Annotated in this window: 15 protein-coding genes; 6 read left to right on the top strand and 9 right to left on the bottom strand. The window is 39.6% G+C overall.

Annotation, left to right across the window (positions count from 1 at the left end; genetic code table 11):
- Positions 1–8 precede the first annotated feature (8 nt).
- The 6 genes from yiaK (at position 9) to ACXJY6_RS01710 (ending at position 5,490) form a co-directional block, all read left to right on the top strand.
- Positions 9–1,010, top strand: coding sequence for a 3-dehydro-L-gulonate 2-dehydrogenase (gene yiaK / locus ACXJY6_RS01735; RefSeq protein WP_458767078.1), 1,002 nt, complete (start codon positions 9–11; stop codon positions 1,008–1,010).
- A gap of 103 nt (positions 1,011–1,113) precedes the next feature.
- Positions 1,114–1,599 carry a TRAP transporter small permease gene (locus tag ACXJY6_RS01730; protein ID WP_456051426.1) on the top strand — a complete coding sequence of 162 codons (486 nt, stop codon included), beginning with the start codon at positions 1,114–1,116 and terminating at the stop codon, positions 1,597–1,599.
- Positions 1,596–2,876, top strand: a complete 1,281-nt coding sequence (locus ACXJY6_RS01725; RefSeq protein ID WP_456051425.1) for a TRAP transporter large permease subunit — start codon at positions 1,596–1,598, stop codon at positions 2,874–2,876. Before ACXJY6_RS01730 ends, ACXJY6_RS01725 begins: the two co-directional genes overlap by 4 nt.
- 59 nt (positions 2,877–2,935) lie before the next feature.
- A complete protein-coding gene (locus tag ACXJY6_RS01720; RefSeq protein ID WP_458767075.1) occupies positions 2,936–3,913 on the top strand; it encodes a TRAP transporter substrate-binding protein in 978 nt (325 codons plus the stop codon).
- Between the two features lie 60 nt (positions 3,914–3,973).
- Positions 3,974–4,489: a NanQ anomerase/TabA/YiaL family protein gene (locus ACXJY6_RS01715; RefSeq protein WP_456051423.1), complete on the top strand. Its 516-nt coding sequence runs from the start codon at positions 3,974–3,976 to the stop codon at positions 4,487–4,489.
- Between the two features lie 242 nt (positions 4,490–4,731).
- Positions 4,732–5,490 carry an IclR family transcriptional regulator gene (locus ACXJY6_RS01710; RefSeq protein WP_456051422.1) on the top strand — a complete coding sequence of 253 codons (759 nt, stop codon included), beginning with the start codon at positions 4,732–4,734 and terminating at the stop codon, positions 5,488–5,490.
- Between the two features lie 59 nt (positions 5,491–5,549).
- Here the strand turns inward: ACXJY6_RS01710 and ACXJY6_RS01705 are convergent, their stop codons facing one another.
- The 9 genes from ACXJY6_RS01705 to ACXJY6_RS01665 all read right to left on the bottom strand — a co-directional run bounded on the left by ACXJY6_RS01705 (position 5,550) and on the right by ACXJY6_RS01665 (position 14,451).
- The gene (locus ACXJY6_RS01705; RefSeq protein ID WP_458767073.1) at positions 5,550–5,693 is read right to left on the bottom strand and encodes a hypothetical protein; all 144 of its coding nucleotides are present in this window, start codon (positions 5,691–5,693) and stop codon (positions 5,550–5,552) included.
- Positions 5,694–5,948: 255 nt separating this feature from the next.
- Positions 5,949–6,857 carry an SMP-30/gluconolactonase/LRE family protein gene (locus ACXJY6_RS01700; RefSeq protein WP_458767071.1) on the bottom strand — a complete coding sequence of 303 codons (909 nt, stop codon included), beginning with the start codon at positions 6,855–6,857 and terminating at the stop codon, positions 5,949–5,951.
- 16 nt (positions 6,858–6,873) lie between these two features.
- A complete protein-coding gene (locus tag ACXJY6_RS01695) occupies positions 6,874–7,983 on the bottom strand; it encodes a substrate-binding domain-containing protein (protein WP_456051419.1) in 1,110 nt (369 codons plus the stop codon).
- Positions 7,980–9,020 (bottom strand): ABC transporter permease, encoded by a 1,041-nt coding sequence (locus tag ACXJY6_RS01690; RefSeq protein WP_456051418.1) that lies wholly within the window; start codon positions 9,018–9,020, stop codon positions 7,980–7,982. Before ACXJY6_RS01690 ends, ACXJY6_RS01695 begins: the two co-directional genes overlap by 4 nt.
- A gap of 9 nt (positions 9,021–9,029) precedes the next feature.
- Entirely contained in the window at positions 9,030–10,541 is a 1,512-nt protein-coding gene (locus ACXJY6_RS01685; protein ID WP_458767069.1) for a sugar ABC transporter ATP-binding protein, read from the bottom strand.
- A 594-nt stretch (positions 10,542–11,135) separates the two neighbouring features.
- Complete coding sequence (locus ACXJY6_RS01680) at positions 11,136–11,729, bottom strand: ANTAR domain-containing response regulator (RefSeq protein ID WP_456051417.1); 594 nt, start codon at positions 11,727–11,729, stop codon at positions 11,136–11,138.
- A 28-nt stretch (positions 11,730–11,757) separates the two neighbouring features.
- The gene (locus tag ACXJY6_RS01675) at positions 11,758–12,906 is read right to left on the bottom strand and encodes a transporter substrate-binding domain-containing protein (protein ID WP_456051416.1); all 1,149 of its coding nucleotides are present in this window, start codon (positions 12,904–12,906) and stop codon (positions 11,758–11,760) included.
- Positions 12,907–12,944: 38 nt separating this feature from the next.
- Positions 12,945–14,303: an amidase gene (locus ACXJY6_RS01670; protein ID WP_458767067.1), complete on the bottom strand. Its 1,359-nt coding sequence runs from the start codon at positions 14,301–14,303 to the stop codon at positions 12,945–12,947.
- Positions 14,290–14,451, bottom strand: a complete 162-nt coding sequence (locus ACXJY6_RS01665) for a hypothetical protein (RefSeq protein ID WP_456051414.1) — start codon at positions 14,449–14,451, stop codon at positions 14,290–14,292. The genes ACXJY6_RS01670 and ACXJY6_RS01665 overlap by 14 nt, the downstream gene beginning before the upstream one ends.
- Positions 14,452–14,453 lie beyond the last annotated feature (2 nt).

Genomic DNA, 14,453 nt, shown 5'->3' with positions numbered 1-14,453 from the left:
TAGAAACTATGCCATTAGTGTCACTTGAAAAATTACAATCTGAATATGAACGCGTTCTACTTGCTCGAGATATGAAGCCTGAAATGGCGGCGCGTTTAGCCGCTGGATTTGTCGAAATGGCCAATGAAGGAACCTATTCACACGGAATCAATCGCTTTCCTGTTTTTATCGATCAAGTCGATAAAGGTCAGATAAAACTTAATGAAGTGCCTAAATGCGTAAACAGCATGGGTGCATTAGAGCAATGGGACTGTAACTTTGGCCCCGGTGTATTAAATGGCCTCATTTGTTCTGACCGTGCAATGGAGTTAGCGAAAGAGCATGGAATTGGCATGGTTGGCATGCGTAACTCTAACCATTGGATGCGTGGTGGTGCTTATGTATTGCGCATGGCACGAGAAGGTTTTGCGGGGATTGCATCAACAAACTCTATTGCTGTAATGCCAGCCTGGGGTGGGAAAGATCATCGTATTGGTTCAAATCCACTAATAATGGCAATTGCTGGAGATCCACCCGTCTTAGTCGACTGCTCTATGTCACAGTACTCTTATGGCCAACTGCAAAACTATGTACTTGCAGATAAAGAGCTACCTATTGAAGGTGGTTTTGATGACAACGGAGAACTAACCAAAGACCCACATATTCTTTGGGAAAATAAGCGTCTAGTTCCTATGGGCTTCTGGAAAGGATCATCAATGTCTATCGTATTAGATATGATGCTAACCGCTATTTGTGGTGGTAACTCTGTACCGGCATTAACAGAAGACATGGGTGGCGAATTTGGTATATCGCAATTTCTAATAGCCATTGATTTAAGTAAAACAATTGAGCCAACTCAGTTTTCCGCCGAAATGAAGCGAATCCGTGACTATGTATTAGCATCTGAACCAGCTGAAACAGGCTCAGTAAGGATTGCGGGTTCTGACATTGAAACCTTTATTACTAAACATAAAGAAGCAGGTGGCATTGAGGTTCATCAAGAAATCTGGTCACAAATCCAAGCACTGTAAGTTAGAGCGACAGAGGCATACCAACGCTGAAGCCTCTGTCTTTTTAGCGACGCACTATCTTAAAAAGTAGTGGCTTAAATGGCGAAAAGCTGAGGAGGACCCTGTGCGAAAAATATTAACCTGGATTTGGAATAGCATTGATATTTTGATGGCATTCATCTTAGCAGTAATGATTGCCCTTGTTTTTACAAATGTGGTCTTGCGTTATGGCTTTTCATCTAGCTTGCGCCCGTCGGTGGAATTATCTCGGTTGGGGCTTGTTTGGGTGGTTATGCTCGGTGCGGTAACCGTTTTACGTCGTGGTGAACATTTGGCTGTCGCCGAATTTTCAGAAAAATTATTACCACGTGCTGTGCCTTTTCTACGCCGTATCTGTTGGTTAGTTATCCTTATATCCGTCTCTTTATTATTTATTGGGTCTTTCCGTCAAATGATGGCCAATTGGAACAACATTTCACAGTTAACCGGCCTTCCTTCTGCATTATTTTATCTTGCAGGTGTGATTTCTGGGATCTTAATGGCCTTCGTTGCAGTCGTCAGAGTGATCAACCCAAATGCTCTAACATCTGACTTAGAGGATAGAACATGACTCTCGCAATCTTTCTTGTTGTATTAGTCGGCTCGATTCTTCTCGGGTTACCTGTTGCATTTGCATTATTACTTTCGTCAATGGCATTGATGCTACACATGGATCTGTTTAGTGCCAATATCATTGCTCAATCACTGATTAATGGCGTTGATAGTTTCCCACTTTTAGCGATTCCATTCTTTTTAGTTGCGGGCGAGGTAATGTCCTCTGGTGGTTTATCAGCAAGGATCGTTCGTCTCGCAACGACACTGGTTGGCCATCGCAAAGGTGGATTAGGTTACGTCGCGATTTTCACTTCTGTTTTGCTTGCCGGTTTATCTGGTTCTGCTGTAGCTGATGCTGCGGCCTTGGTGAGTATTTTGTACCCAATGATGAAAGCGGCCAAATACCCCGAAGGATCATCAATGGGATTACTCGCATCGGGCGGTATTATCGCACCTGTCATTCCTCCTTCACTTCCTTTAATTCTGGTTGGGGTTGCCGGTGGAATCTCGATTAAGAATCTATTTTTAGGCGGCATAGTACCCGGCATCATGATGGGTATGACCCTTGTCTTAGTTTGGTCTCTATTAGTTCGCAAAGAAGATCTTGATGTTGCTCCAAAGGCGAGTAGATCTGAAAAAATCGCTGCACTTAAAGATGGTATCTGGGCTTTATTCCTACCGATTATTATTATTGGTGGTATCCGCTTCGGTATATTCACGCCAACTGAAGCCGCTGTTGTTGCCGCGGTTTACGCCATTTTTGTATCGACATTTATTTACCGAGAAATATCTTGGAAAGGCTTCTACAACATACTGTTAACCGCAGGACGCTCAACGGCAATGGTCATGTTTTTAGTCGGCTGTGCAATGGTTGCTGCTTGGTTGATTACCGTTGCTCAACTCCCTCAACAATTGACAGAGCTACTCGGCCCTCTTGTTGAAAGCCCACGCCTATTAATGGCCGTAATTATGTTGTTGGTACTATGTGTTGGCATGGTAATGGACCTTAGCCCAACCATCTTAATCCTCGTCCCATTGCTCATGCCAATAATTAAAGTTGCAGGTATTGATCCAGTTTATTTTGGATTGATGTTTGTCATTAACTGTTCGATTGGATTAATAACGCCACCCGTTGGAACAGTGTTAAATGTGGTTTGTGGTGTCGGCCGCGTTCCAATGTCTGCCGCGGTTAGAGGTGTTTTACCCTTTATTTCAGCTTATCTCGTGCTATTGGCAATATTTATTGCCTTCCCTAGCATCATCATTGTGCCGATGCAATTTATCACCGGCTAAAACTAAGTTCTATATTTTGCCAATGATCGTTTTCATTGGCTTAACTCAGGAGAAATAACATGAAGTCTTTATTAAAAGTTGTTGGTCTTACTACTACATTAGCATTGTTTTCGTCATCGGCTATGTCAGCTGTAACACTAAAGCTTGCACATGCGGCACCAGAATCAGATTTACAGCAAAATATGTCTCTGTTTTTCAAAAAAGAAGTGGAAGCTCGAACTGACGGAGATGTAAAAGTTAACATTTTCCCCAATGGTCTTTTGGGTAATGATGCACAGATGATCGATGGTTCCCGTTCCGGTATTCTGGACATTTCACTAGTTGGTCTAAATAACTACTCTGGTTTGATGCCTGAATCAGCAGCACTGACGCTGCCTTTCATATTTCCTAACCGTGAAACAGCTTACAAAGTATTAGACGGTGAAGTTGGCCAAGGTGTTATGGCTGACTTAGAAGAATTTGGCTTAAAAGGGCTTGGTTATCCTGAAAATGGTTACCGTAATATGACTAACAGCCGTGGACCAATTCGTGTTCCATCTGATGTTAAAGGTCTGCAAATGCGAGTGAATGGTTCTAAAGCATTGAATGATATGTTCGATAGTTTAGAGGCTAATCCACAACAAATTCCTGTAGCTGAGCTCTATACTGCGCTTGAAACCGGCGTTGTTGACGCACAAGACCATCCAATAGGCGTAACTCTGTCGTTCAAATTTTATGAAGTTCAAAAATATCTAAGCATGACCCAACACGCTTATTCACCTCTTGCACTCGCGATGAACCTTGAAAAATTTAATGGTTTAAGCCAAGAGCAGCAAGCAATTATCACTACGGTTGCTTCAGAGGCAGTTGCAATGCAACGTCAGTTGAGTATCGAGAAAGAAGATTCAATGATTGCAGACCTCGAAGCCCAAGGTATGAAAGTTAATCGTGATGTAGATGGTGCTGCATTCCAAGCTGCTGTTAAGCCTGTTTGGGCCACTTTCATTAAAGAAAATGGTGATACTATGGTTAATAACATTCTAGCAGCGTCAAAATAAGTTAAACAAGTTAGCCTAATAATATGAACCCCCTATCTTTTTGAAGATAGGGGTTAAATAATGAAACATGACAACGGCAGACATGACATGTTAACTGGAACAATTAATCTAACCATAGAGCACCAATATTATCCCAAATGTATAACTCAGATTTTTGAGTACTTGAATAGCTTAGATTTAAGCAAACTTGCACTTGGCAGGCATGAGTTACCTTTATTTCCTTCAGATAAGGCATGGTTTGTTATTTTAGAATACCAAAAACAGCCGCAATCAGAATTACTACCAGAGGTACATAAATACCACAGTGATTTACAAATAGTGCTTTCAGGTAGCGAAAAGATGGCTTGGACTATTGATAACGGAAATCATACCCCCGCAGAAGCGTACAATAACACTCGTGATTTACAATTTTATCGTCCAGAAACAATTGCTCTTAATTATCTAAAGGCACTGCCTGGGCATTTTTACCTGTTTACACCAAACACCATTCATGTGACGAATATTGAAGATGGCCGAGGAGATCCCGTACGAAAATTAGTGGTAAAAATACATAACGATCTTTTGGCACCTTGCTGATAAATGATGTATGAGAGTGAGATAGTAATACAGCCAAAGGACGCTCAAATATACCCAACAATGAACAGCTTGTCTTAGATTGAATTAAATGGCACTGGTGCTATCTTTCCGAAAGATTTACACTTATTTAAAAAATTAAAAGTGAATTCATTTATTGTAGGAAGCGCTTTAACGAGTCGCGAAGACAATCAGATGGCACAACCTTCTCACAGCAAAATAGCTAAACATTGGTAACGACTTTCATGAGTGAACATATTAAATCATTGGCAAAAGCACTGACAGTATTAGAGTTTTTAGGTCAGTTTCCGAATGGGATTTCCTTACAAAAAATTTCGGATGCGACTGGAATGACCAAATCATCGGTCCACCGGATTTTAGCAACCTTTGAAATGAATGGTTATGTCACTCAGCTATCCTCAAATAAAGAATACCGTTTAACAATGAAATTAATGCACCTGGGGCAGGCTGCGATGAATTCAGATGTTATTGGTATCGTAAAACCTTATCTCTCCACACTATTAGAAACATTAAATGAAACGGTAAATTTCCTTTCTTTTGAAGGAGATAAAATTGTTTTTAAAGATAAACTTGAACCACAAAACGCCGCATTTAGAACAAGGACTTATGTGGGGATGTATTCACCAAAGTATTGCTCTGCCGCAGGCAAATGTTCACTGGCCTTTATTGATGAAAACCTAAGAGAGTCATATTGGCAAAGAAACTCTAATGTGATGAAACAGTTAACCGCCAATACTATTTTAGACAAAAAACAGTTTTTTGATGTCTTAGACAGCATTAAAATAAACGGTTTTGCGTTAGATGATGAAGAGAATGAAGCGGGTATTTCCTGCGTCGCCGTTCCCATTTGTGACAAAAATGGTACCCCTATTTACGCAGTGAGTGTTTCAGCACTTACTCCCAAAATGAAAGATTTAGGCTATCAGACCATCGCAACTGAAATTAAAAAAATCACAACAAAAATAGAACAGGAGCTATTTTAAGGTATATGTAAACATTAGCCTGCCTCATTTCTACCTAGCAAGGTAAAAACTGGGAGTAATTAAAACCAAGCCGATGCAACTAAGAATGCAGTAGCACTAAGTATTACGGTCATTTTTAATAAAAATATCGCGAGTTCAAGTACAGGTGAAACCTTACTTTCAAGTACTTCAATAGAATCTGGAATTTGTTCTGATGTATTCATTGTAACCCTTCACATTTATATGATTCAGGTCACAACTATAACAAAAATGAGATATGCGTCAATTTATTTGGTAATTTAACTACATAAATAGCAAAAATAGCAACCTAATCAGCTTAAATTTTGAAACTAAATTACATGAAAAACTGTGTAGAAATTGAATAATATGCGCCCCATATACTAACGGGCGCATGATTAGTGAAAGATGAGCAACGTTAAATTTACGTTTGTGAACCAATAAAGCTCAGCATTAAGACTCTAATCTTTATGGCTCTGTGTTGATAGTTTTGATATCAATTGAGTATTAATATCAATTGCATAAACAGAAGTTGATGCCGTAATGTATAACCGAGTTTCATCTTCATTAAACGTGCAATTCGATACCATTTCAGGCACATCAATTTGACCAATAAGATGCCCAGTGGTTGGATTTATAACTAAAATACCCTCCGCTGAACTAGAATAAATCTGTCCGAACCTATCCACTGTCATACCATCTGGAATACCATTTTGGACTTCATATATAAATCGACCATTACTCAATTTATTTCCCGACACATCAAAAGCTTTAATATGCTTATTCCCACAAGTAGGAAAATCAACAATCGACATATCAGCGACATACAATATAGATTCATCGGGTGAAAATACTAACCCGTTCGGCCGTTGAATATCCGTTGTTGCAATCGTTAATACCTGGGTAACGGGATCATAACAATACACATAACAGCCGATAATCTGACTTTCAGATTTAAACCCTTCATCATCACTAATAATCCCGTACGGCGGATCGGTAAACCAAATCGTTCCATCGGATTTTCTCTCGATCACATCATTAGGAGAATTCAGGCGCTTCCCGTCAAATCGGTCGATAAGTACTGTTGCAGTTGCGAGGTCATCACTCTTGCGTATCGAAAGACAACGCCGGCCATGCTCACAAGAAACAACATTACCATTGCTTAACATAGCATTACCGTTAGAAAAGTTGGATTGGTCCGTAACCAACACCGTTTCTTGGGTGCTTTCATCATAGTAATAAAGACAATTACGTTTTACATCGGAAAAAATCAGCTTAGAGGAGTGTGGCATCCAAGCCACACCCTCACACCAACAATGTCCACTGCTTATTACTGATAGTTCAGAGTCGAGTGCAGACTTGAATGACATTGTATCTCCCTAAATTTTACTTAACTTGCCAAGATGCTTTGTAATATTCACGGTAGCCATTTTCTGGATCATACATATTGCGATCCCCACCCGCTTCATCAATATTCTCTGCTGTCACCAAGTGAGCAGGAGTAACATATCCGCTCACAGGTAAATCATTAAATAAGCGGTTAAATTCATCGATGATCTGCCAGCCGTGCAAATTTAACGGCTCAGCCACTGTTGCACTTTGGAAACTGCCGTTACGGATACGTTCGAAAGCAGATTGACTACCATCACCCGCAGAAATGTTATAAGGCCCATCACCATCTTTACGACCTAAAGAGCGCAGTGCTGGTCCCATATAATCAAAATAAAGATCGTTAATCGCGAGTGTATAGTTGTATTTATCACCATGTTTTTGCACTAAAGATGACGTTAGTTGTGGAATACGTGCCGAAGTATTTGCGAGTGGTGTATCCTCGTAACTTAATACTGAACAGCCTGCACATTTTTCAATGTACCCTTTCATAACATCCGCTTTATGTACTGCAATGCTATATAAGCCATCGGTTAAGATAACGACATTTGCTTTACCTTCTGACTTAGCAATGGCATACATCGCTGAAACTTTCGCAACATCATCTGCCGAGCTAGTGATATTTGTAGCGATAAAATACTCGTCCATTGGGCCTGGTTCAGGTGTAGCATGCCAACTAATGAGTTTAATCCCAAGTTCATTTGCTTTTTTCAATGTATGCACCATGGTGTTGGGTGTAAAACCACCAAGTACAATCCCATCAGGCTGAAGTGCTAAGGCTTGCTTAAAAGCTGAAGATTGCGATGGAACACTGCCTGCCCCATCTAACACTCGAATGTTCCAGCCGATAGCTTCAGCGGCTTCTTCATAACCATCAGCAACACCCAAAACACCACTATTTTTTAAATCTGATGCGATAAAAATAATTGTTTTATCCTTAACGGCTTTTGCTCCTTTAGGTAAAGTGAAAGCCGTTTCAGAATCTGAAGACGCTTTAGCTACTACCTCTTTTGCGTACTGCACATAATCAGATGCTTCGTCTGCTAAAGCTTGTCCAGTAAAGCTTGCACTTACTAATAGAAATATTAATTTCATTTTCGTCTTCATTTTTTCACCTTTATGTTGTTTTTTGTTGCCGTTTGCTTACGTTTTTGGCTAAAACCAGCCAAGGTTATGGAGATCAATAAAATTGCGCCATTGAATAGTGGCTCAACAAAGAATGGAGTCCCTAACTGCTGCAGCCCGGAAATACCAACACTCACCAATGAAACGCCTATTATTGTGCCCCACACATTGACACGCCCTGCTCTAAATGTGGTTGAGCCTAAAAATGCGCCAACTAATGCAGGCAGCAAATAATCTTGCCCTACAGAAGAAGAACCAATACTGATGTGTGATGCAAGAAGAACACTTGCAAAGGCAATAAGTCCGTCGGATACGACATATGAACCGACGTAGCAGGCTTTAGTATTAATACCATTCAACGATGCTGTTACTGGATTGGCTCCAACAGCGTATAACTTACGTCCTAAAGTGGTGTATTCGCTTACAAGCCACAGCACAACAGTGATAATAGCGAGATAAAAAACGACGATAGGCAGGCCTAGCAACTCGAAACCACTAAGCATGTAAAAGCTTTCAGGAAGAGCCCCAACTATTTGACGCCCTCCGGTATGCCATAGTGAGATTGAATAAATTACCGTGCCGGTTCCGAGGGTTGCAACGAACGAATCAATATCGGCAAATGCGACAAGTGCTCCATTAAATGCACCATAAAGGCAACCACACAATACAACGATGATGGCCGCTTCTTGCCATGAGAAGCCATAACGTTGTTGGAGCGTTATGGCAAACACATGCCAAAACGTCACCGCGAATCCAACGTTTAAATTCATTTTACCGGTGATCATGGTGACCATCGCCGCCAATGCTAATATTGCTACGACACTTTTTTCACTTAAAAGCGCTTGTAGCGTCAACATAGAAAAGAAGGTATCGGTCGTAAAACCAAAGAGCAAAATTAATGCGATGGTTAATAGTAATAACCCGTAACGCATTGCCACTTGAGTAATAAAATTGCCCATCCCCTGTGAACGGGTTATTTCAGCTTCTAATGCTGTCGATTTAATATTTGATGCTGACATTTCTTACTCCTATTTAGAACCTGATGCATACTTCAGCAAATTTGATACGGATATTTCATCTTCAAATAACTCTTTAGTTACTTTGCCGCGGTTAAAAACCAACGCTCTGTTTGAAATATTCACAACTTCTTCAAAATCAGTCGAAATGACGATGACAGACATACCTTGAGAAATAGCCGCCTGCATAATTCGATAGATATCAGCACGCGCGCCGATATCCACGCCAGCAGTTGGGTTATCTAGAATTAAAATCGGTTTATTCAAACTGAACCAGCGAGCCAAGATCATTTTCTGTTGATTTCCGCCACTCATAGAACCAATAGCAATGTTTGGATCTTTGGGTCTGACACCGTATTTATCCATGGCACGTAGGGTGTCTTGTTGCTCAACGGAATTGAGTAATGGAGCAAGTTCCCCACGACTCAAATTAGTTGGATTCAGATTAAAGTTCTCTAACGCACTCATCGAAGCACAAATACTTTCTTTTACCCGATCGGCAGCAACCATAGAAAACCCACTTTTAATGCTTGTCGCGGGAGATGAAATATTAACCTGTTTATTTTCGACAAAGACTTGTCCAGATTTTATGTTTAACCGACCAAAAAGAGCCTGACCAATCGCTTCTTGACCAGCATTGCGTAGGCCAACAAGAGAAACTAGCTCCCCTTTTCTAAGGCTCATATTAAAGGGTGAGAGGCTTCCAAGAACTAGATCCTTAACTTCTAGAAGTACGGGGTTATCCTTCTGTAATGGTGTTCTAAAATTCTTCTGGGTCTTAGAGCCTACCATCATGGTAACAACAGCATCTAAATCGTGATCTTTGACCAAACCAGAACCCACAATGCGTCCATCTCGCATGACTACAACGTCATCACAAATGTCGTATATTTCATCAAGTCTATGCGAAACGTAAATTAAACCAACGCCACGTTCTTTGAGAGAACGTAATACTTGAAACATTTGTTCGACATCACTCGACACTAACGACGCTGTCGGCTCATCTAGTACTAACACTTCTGCATCAGTCGCCAAGGCGCGTGCAATACCCAGTAGCGATTTTTCCGCTGCAGATAAATTAAATATCCGTTCATTAGGATTTATATCTAGACCAACTAAGCGAAGTACCTCTACGGCACGTTTTTCAGCAGCTTTCCAGCTTATGATGCCAAATCGTTTGGGAAACCCTAGTGTTAAGCCAATGTTTTCAGCAACAGTCATCCATTCAATGAGTCCTAAGTCTTGATGGATAAAAGCAATTGGGGTTTTATCTGATGACGCTAACTGCACGGCATCTTCAACTTCTGTACCTCGAAATATAATTTTCCCAGAGGTTTTTTTATTTATTCCCGCTAACGTTTTGATCAGTGTTGATTTACCCGCTCCATTTTCACCTAACAAAGCGACGCAACGCCCTTTGTGAACACTAAAAGATGCTGAGTCTAAAGCAACAAAGTTGAAAAAGTGTTTAGTCAGTGATTCTACTGTTAATAGACTCCCCTGGGGGCTATTGACTAACTCCATAATATTCCTCACGGTTTACCTGTTTCGATAGCTAGAAAGGTCTGCTTGATATTTGATTAACAGAGCTCTTTAACAAGATTCCGCAATGCGAAATCTTAACATCCAATAATTCCAATTTATGTTATATTGAAAAATGTTCTCGAAAAGTGAGCAAGATCGACAATTGTTAAATAGTTGTTACGTTCATTAACAAGTGTGATATAGAGCAAATTTAGATGGATACGACTATATTTTAATAATCGGCTACTCCAGATTTAATGAATAGCCGCCGAAGTCATGTCTAAGACTCTGAGGTATCGAGGAAAGTACTAAATACTTGGAATTGATAGTTTTAGGGGAACAACAATCTTAAAAATTATTTTCGAAATGTACGTTTTGAGTGGCGATAACTTATAACAACATGAATATTAATAATCCGAATAATTATAAAAATCTATGCTTAAGGTATTAATTTCTTATTGATGAAGAGGAGGCATTATTTATTCTTAATAAATATATATAAATGCCTTGATAGATTATTCTATAAAAGCTTCCACTAATATAATATTCAATCTTTAATATAAGCTATATAATAAAAGATTTAAGTTCTCTATTTTATACTTCACTCGAGGCAATAATAGCTTCTGCTATAGTAGCTATTGAACATTTATCTTTCATAGACTTTTCTCTTAAACGTTTATAAGAGTCAGTTTCGGAGATACCTTTTAAGTTAGAAAGTATCGCTACTGCTTGTTCAACCTTCCGTCTTCCTTTTAAGGTTTCATCTAAAGAGTTTATGCGTTTTTTTAATCGTTTTTCGTGCTTTGAGAAGCCAATAGAGGTGGTTAATACGGCTAATAGACCAAATATTCGAATCGGCTTAGAAATAACGCCATGTACGTTAAAGTATTCTAGCTCGGTTAAAATTTCAGGTGTTTCGTAAGCAATAACGCCAATACGAGCAGCTGTTTCATTGCTTGCCATCCATGAAATTGAGTTTTTTGTATTGTTACTATCAATAGAAAAAATAACTGCGTCGCAACTGTTTTCTATCGCTTTAGGTGCTGGCCAAACATAGCTAACTTGGCAACCAATTCTTCTTATATGATCGATGAGCGTCTTTCGATCTGAATCATCTGGATGTATTACTAAAATCCGCATCTGTCGCAAACGTCGAAGTAATTGATAATCTTTAGAAGAAGTACTCATCTGTTCATTTATTCCTTATTATATTCCGTTAAATATCGATTGTTCGATCATAAGCGACTAAATATGGATCAGGTTTAATCGCAGATGGTGCTCTCCATAAAATATCATATTGCCCTTCTGCATTAGATTTAGCAACGTAAGGCCTCATTGTAAAATGATTGGTATCTAAATCGAGAAAAAGGTCTCCTCCTGGAGATTTGAAAACAGCGCCTGAAAGTGCAGCCAAAATACTTTCCGTATCGGTATACTCGGCATCAGATAAAGCACTAGCAAAGATATTAACAAGGGAGTATGCAACTTCACTAAAAACACAAGGTGTTTCATTTTCGCCAAATTTACTTTTAAAGTTATTATTAAACTGAGCGTTGATATCGGTACTTAATGACGAGAAATAAGGAGCAACGGATATATAACCGTCTCGTTTACCTTTATCTAGGGCTTGAATACTTGTTTCAACAGCAGTTAAAGAGGCTATCGGTGGTTTAATACCATCAACTTCTAAATCAGCATAAGCACTGAACAAACGAATACTATCTAAGCCGACGACTGTCGAGAATATAACACTAGGCTTGGTTGCTAGTAGTTGCTCTAAGCTAGTTTTTAAGTCTTCCTCTTCGGTCGAGAAGTTGAGATATTTTTCAATAACAACTTCTCCATCGCTAGCATCAAGAAATTCAGAAACGACTCGGTTGATTTCTCTTGGGTATAAGTAATCTAACCCTATTAATGCTACTTTTTTCCCATAGTGATCAAATATATATTTTAGAAGAGGCAATACTAGTTGGTTTGGTACGCCTCCTCCATAAATAACATTGGGGGAATATTCAAACCCTTCATAAACAGAAGGGTAAAATAAAATACCGTTAAAGCGCTCTATAATAGGTAAGACTGCTTTTCTACTAGATGACAAACAACAGCCAAAAATTACATTAACTCGATATTTTACTAATAATTCCGTAGCCATTTTAGCGTATAGCAAATCATCCCCTGCTGGATCTAAAATAATTGGCTTTAATAGTTTCCCTGAAATTCCTCCTTTTTCATTAATCTCTTCACAGGCTAATAAAACCCCACTTAGATGTGCTTTTTCAGGGATTGCCATCGGGCCTGATTGAGAAAAAAGAACGCCAATTTTTATTGAGTCTTGATGATTATTTTGTGGTGTTTTGTTGGGCATAAGCATTACTCTATTTAGTCGCTACAAATGGTTTATTTCTATGTCTTTATAATGGACTGTTCAAACTGCATAGCCATCGCTAATAACTTTTCGTCTTCATTGGGTTTACCCATTAGCATGATACCAATAGGTAGGCCATTGTCAGAAAACCCAACGGGTAACGTCACACAAGGGAAACCAGTCATGTTTCCTAATACACAAAACCACAACATACTTTTATGAGCATGGACTGTTTTTCCAGCAAACTCTTGCTCTTCTTCGTTTTGTGATGGTGCAGTGATGGGTAAAGTTGGCGTTGCAATTATGTCCCATTCCCCTAATTCGTTGGTTAAAGTATTGATTAACCGACTACGTAGTTTTTGAGCATGTAAAACTTCTAAGGCAGTAAGTCGAGAACCTGCTTCTAATTTAACTCTTAAGCTAGAAGAGAATCCATCAGCGTTAGCTTGTAGTAATGGTTGATGGTAAGAAGCCGCTTCACTAAATATGATGGCTTCCCACGCCTCATAATAGTTATCAACATTAGATAATTCAGCTTCTTTTACATGAGCTGATGATGCAATCAGGGATTTTTTAACAGTTTGATCGACCTCTTCGCTACTTTCTAAGCCATCTCCTGTTAAGTAAACAATCTCAAGAGTGTTATTGCTCTGTTCTTTTTTAAAATCCGTTGAAGCAAAGGTTGATACATCTTTTGGGTCATTGCCTAAAAAGTAAGGCAATAACATTTCAATATCCTGCAAAGAACTTGCTAGCGGTCCAGGCGCATCTAGTGACCAACTTAATGGTAAAACACCATGACGTGACGCTCTCCCATAACTTGGCTTGAAACCATAAATACCGCAAGCTGCAGCTGGCATTCGAATTGACCCGCCAGTATCACTTCCTAATGCCGCTGCCACAATACCAGAAGCAACAGCAGCAGCGGAGCCACCACTGCTTCCGCCTGTAACATGTTGAGTATTATGAGGATTAAGCACCGGGCCTATATTGGAGTTAACATTAGTCGGACTAAAAGCCCATTCATCCATATTAGTTTTGCCAAAAATGATCACACCCGCTTCACGAAGATTCGCAACAATCGTTGCATCCTGGCCACTTGGCTCAAGAGGCTTAGCATTAGAGCAGGCTGTGGTTGGGTAGTCCTTGGTTAAATAGTTATCCTTTATTGCAATAGGAATACCATCTAACGCACTCAACAACTTCCCAGTCGTACGACGAGCATCAGATGCCTCTGCTTGCGCTAAGGATATCTCTTTATCAAGTACTACATATGCGTTTAAATGTTTAAACTCTTCCGCCTTCTCCAATGCTTTTAGTGTTAAAGAGACAGCAGTTTCTTTACCAGAGGCTAAATCTAAGCTTTGCTGCTCTAGAGTACGATTATTTTTTAACATTGAATGCTCCTGAGTTTAATAGGTGTGCTGGCTCTTCAAATTGCGATTCAACTGGGATAGCTAATCCCGATCTAATACGATCTAAAATTTCCAGAACTTCTTGCTCTTCCGCTTTTGTTAATGGTGTAAATTGTTTATTTTTTTCCATGT

This window comes from Vibrio phycocola (assembly GCF_054404255.1).
The sequence above is the reverse complement of the archived record's forward strand: the minus strand, read 5'-3'. Positions and strand labels throughout refer to the sequence as shown.

Bases quoted from the DNA above. Each gene is read 5' to 3' on its own strand.
- ACXJY6_RS01690 (WP_456051418.1), bottom strand. From the start codon at position 9,020: ATGTCAGCATCAAATATTAAATCGACAGCATTAGAAGCTGAAATAACC.
- ACXJY6_RS01695 (WP_456051419.1), bottom strand. From the start codon at position 7,983: ATGAAGACGAAAATGAAATTAATATTTCTATTAGTAAGTGCAAGCTTT.
- ACXJY6_RS01670 (WP_458767067.1), bottom strand. From the start codon at position 14,303: ATGTTAAAAAATAATCGTACTCTAGAGCAGCAAAGCTTAGATTTAGCC.
- ACXJY6_RS01715 (WP_456051423.1), top strand. From the start codon at position 3,974: ATGAAACATGACAACGGCAGACATGACATGTTAACTGGAACAATTAAT.
- yiaK (WP_458767078.1), top strand. From the start codon at position 9: ATGCCATTAGTGTCACTTGAAAAATTACAATCTGAATATGAACGCGTT.
- ACXJY6_RS01675 (WP_456051416.1), bottom strand. From the start codon at position 12,906: ATGCCCAACAAAACACCACAAAATAATCATCAAGACTCAATAAAAATT.
- ACXJY6_RS01705 (WP_458767073.1), bottom strand. From the start codon at position 5,693: ATGAATACATCAGAACAAATTCCAGATTCTATTGAAGTACTTGAAAGT.
- ACXJY6_RS01680 (WP_456051417.1), bottom strand. From the start codon at position 11,729: ATGAGTACTTCTTCTAAAGATTATCAATTACTTCGACGTTTGCGACAG.
- ACXJY6_RS01665 (WP_456051414.1), bottom strand. From the start codon at position 14,451: ATGGAAAAAAATAAACAATTTACACCATTAACAAAAGCGGAAGAGCAA.
- ACXJY6_RS01710 (WP_456051422.1), top strand. From the start codon at position 4,732: ATGAGTGAACATATTAAATCATTGGCAAAAGCACTGACAGTATTAGAG.
- ACXJY6_RS01720 (WP_458767075.1), top strand. From the start codon at position 2,936: ATGAAGTCTTTATTAAAAGTTGTTGGTCTTACTACTACATTAGCATTG.
- ACXJY6_RS01725 (WP_456051425.1), top strand. From the start codon at position 1,596: ATGACTCTCGCAATCTTTCTTGTTGTATTAGTCGGCTCGATTCTTCTC.
- ACXJY6_RS01700 (WP_458767071.1), bottom strand. From the start codon at position 6,857: ATGTCATTCAAGTCTGCACTCGACTCTGAACTATCAGTAATAAGCAGT.
- ACXJY6_RS01685 (WP_458767069.1), bottom strand. From the start codon at position 10,541: ATGGAGTTAGTCAATAGCCCCCAGGGGAGTCTATTAACAGTAGAATCA.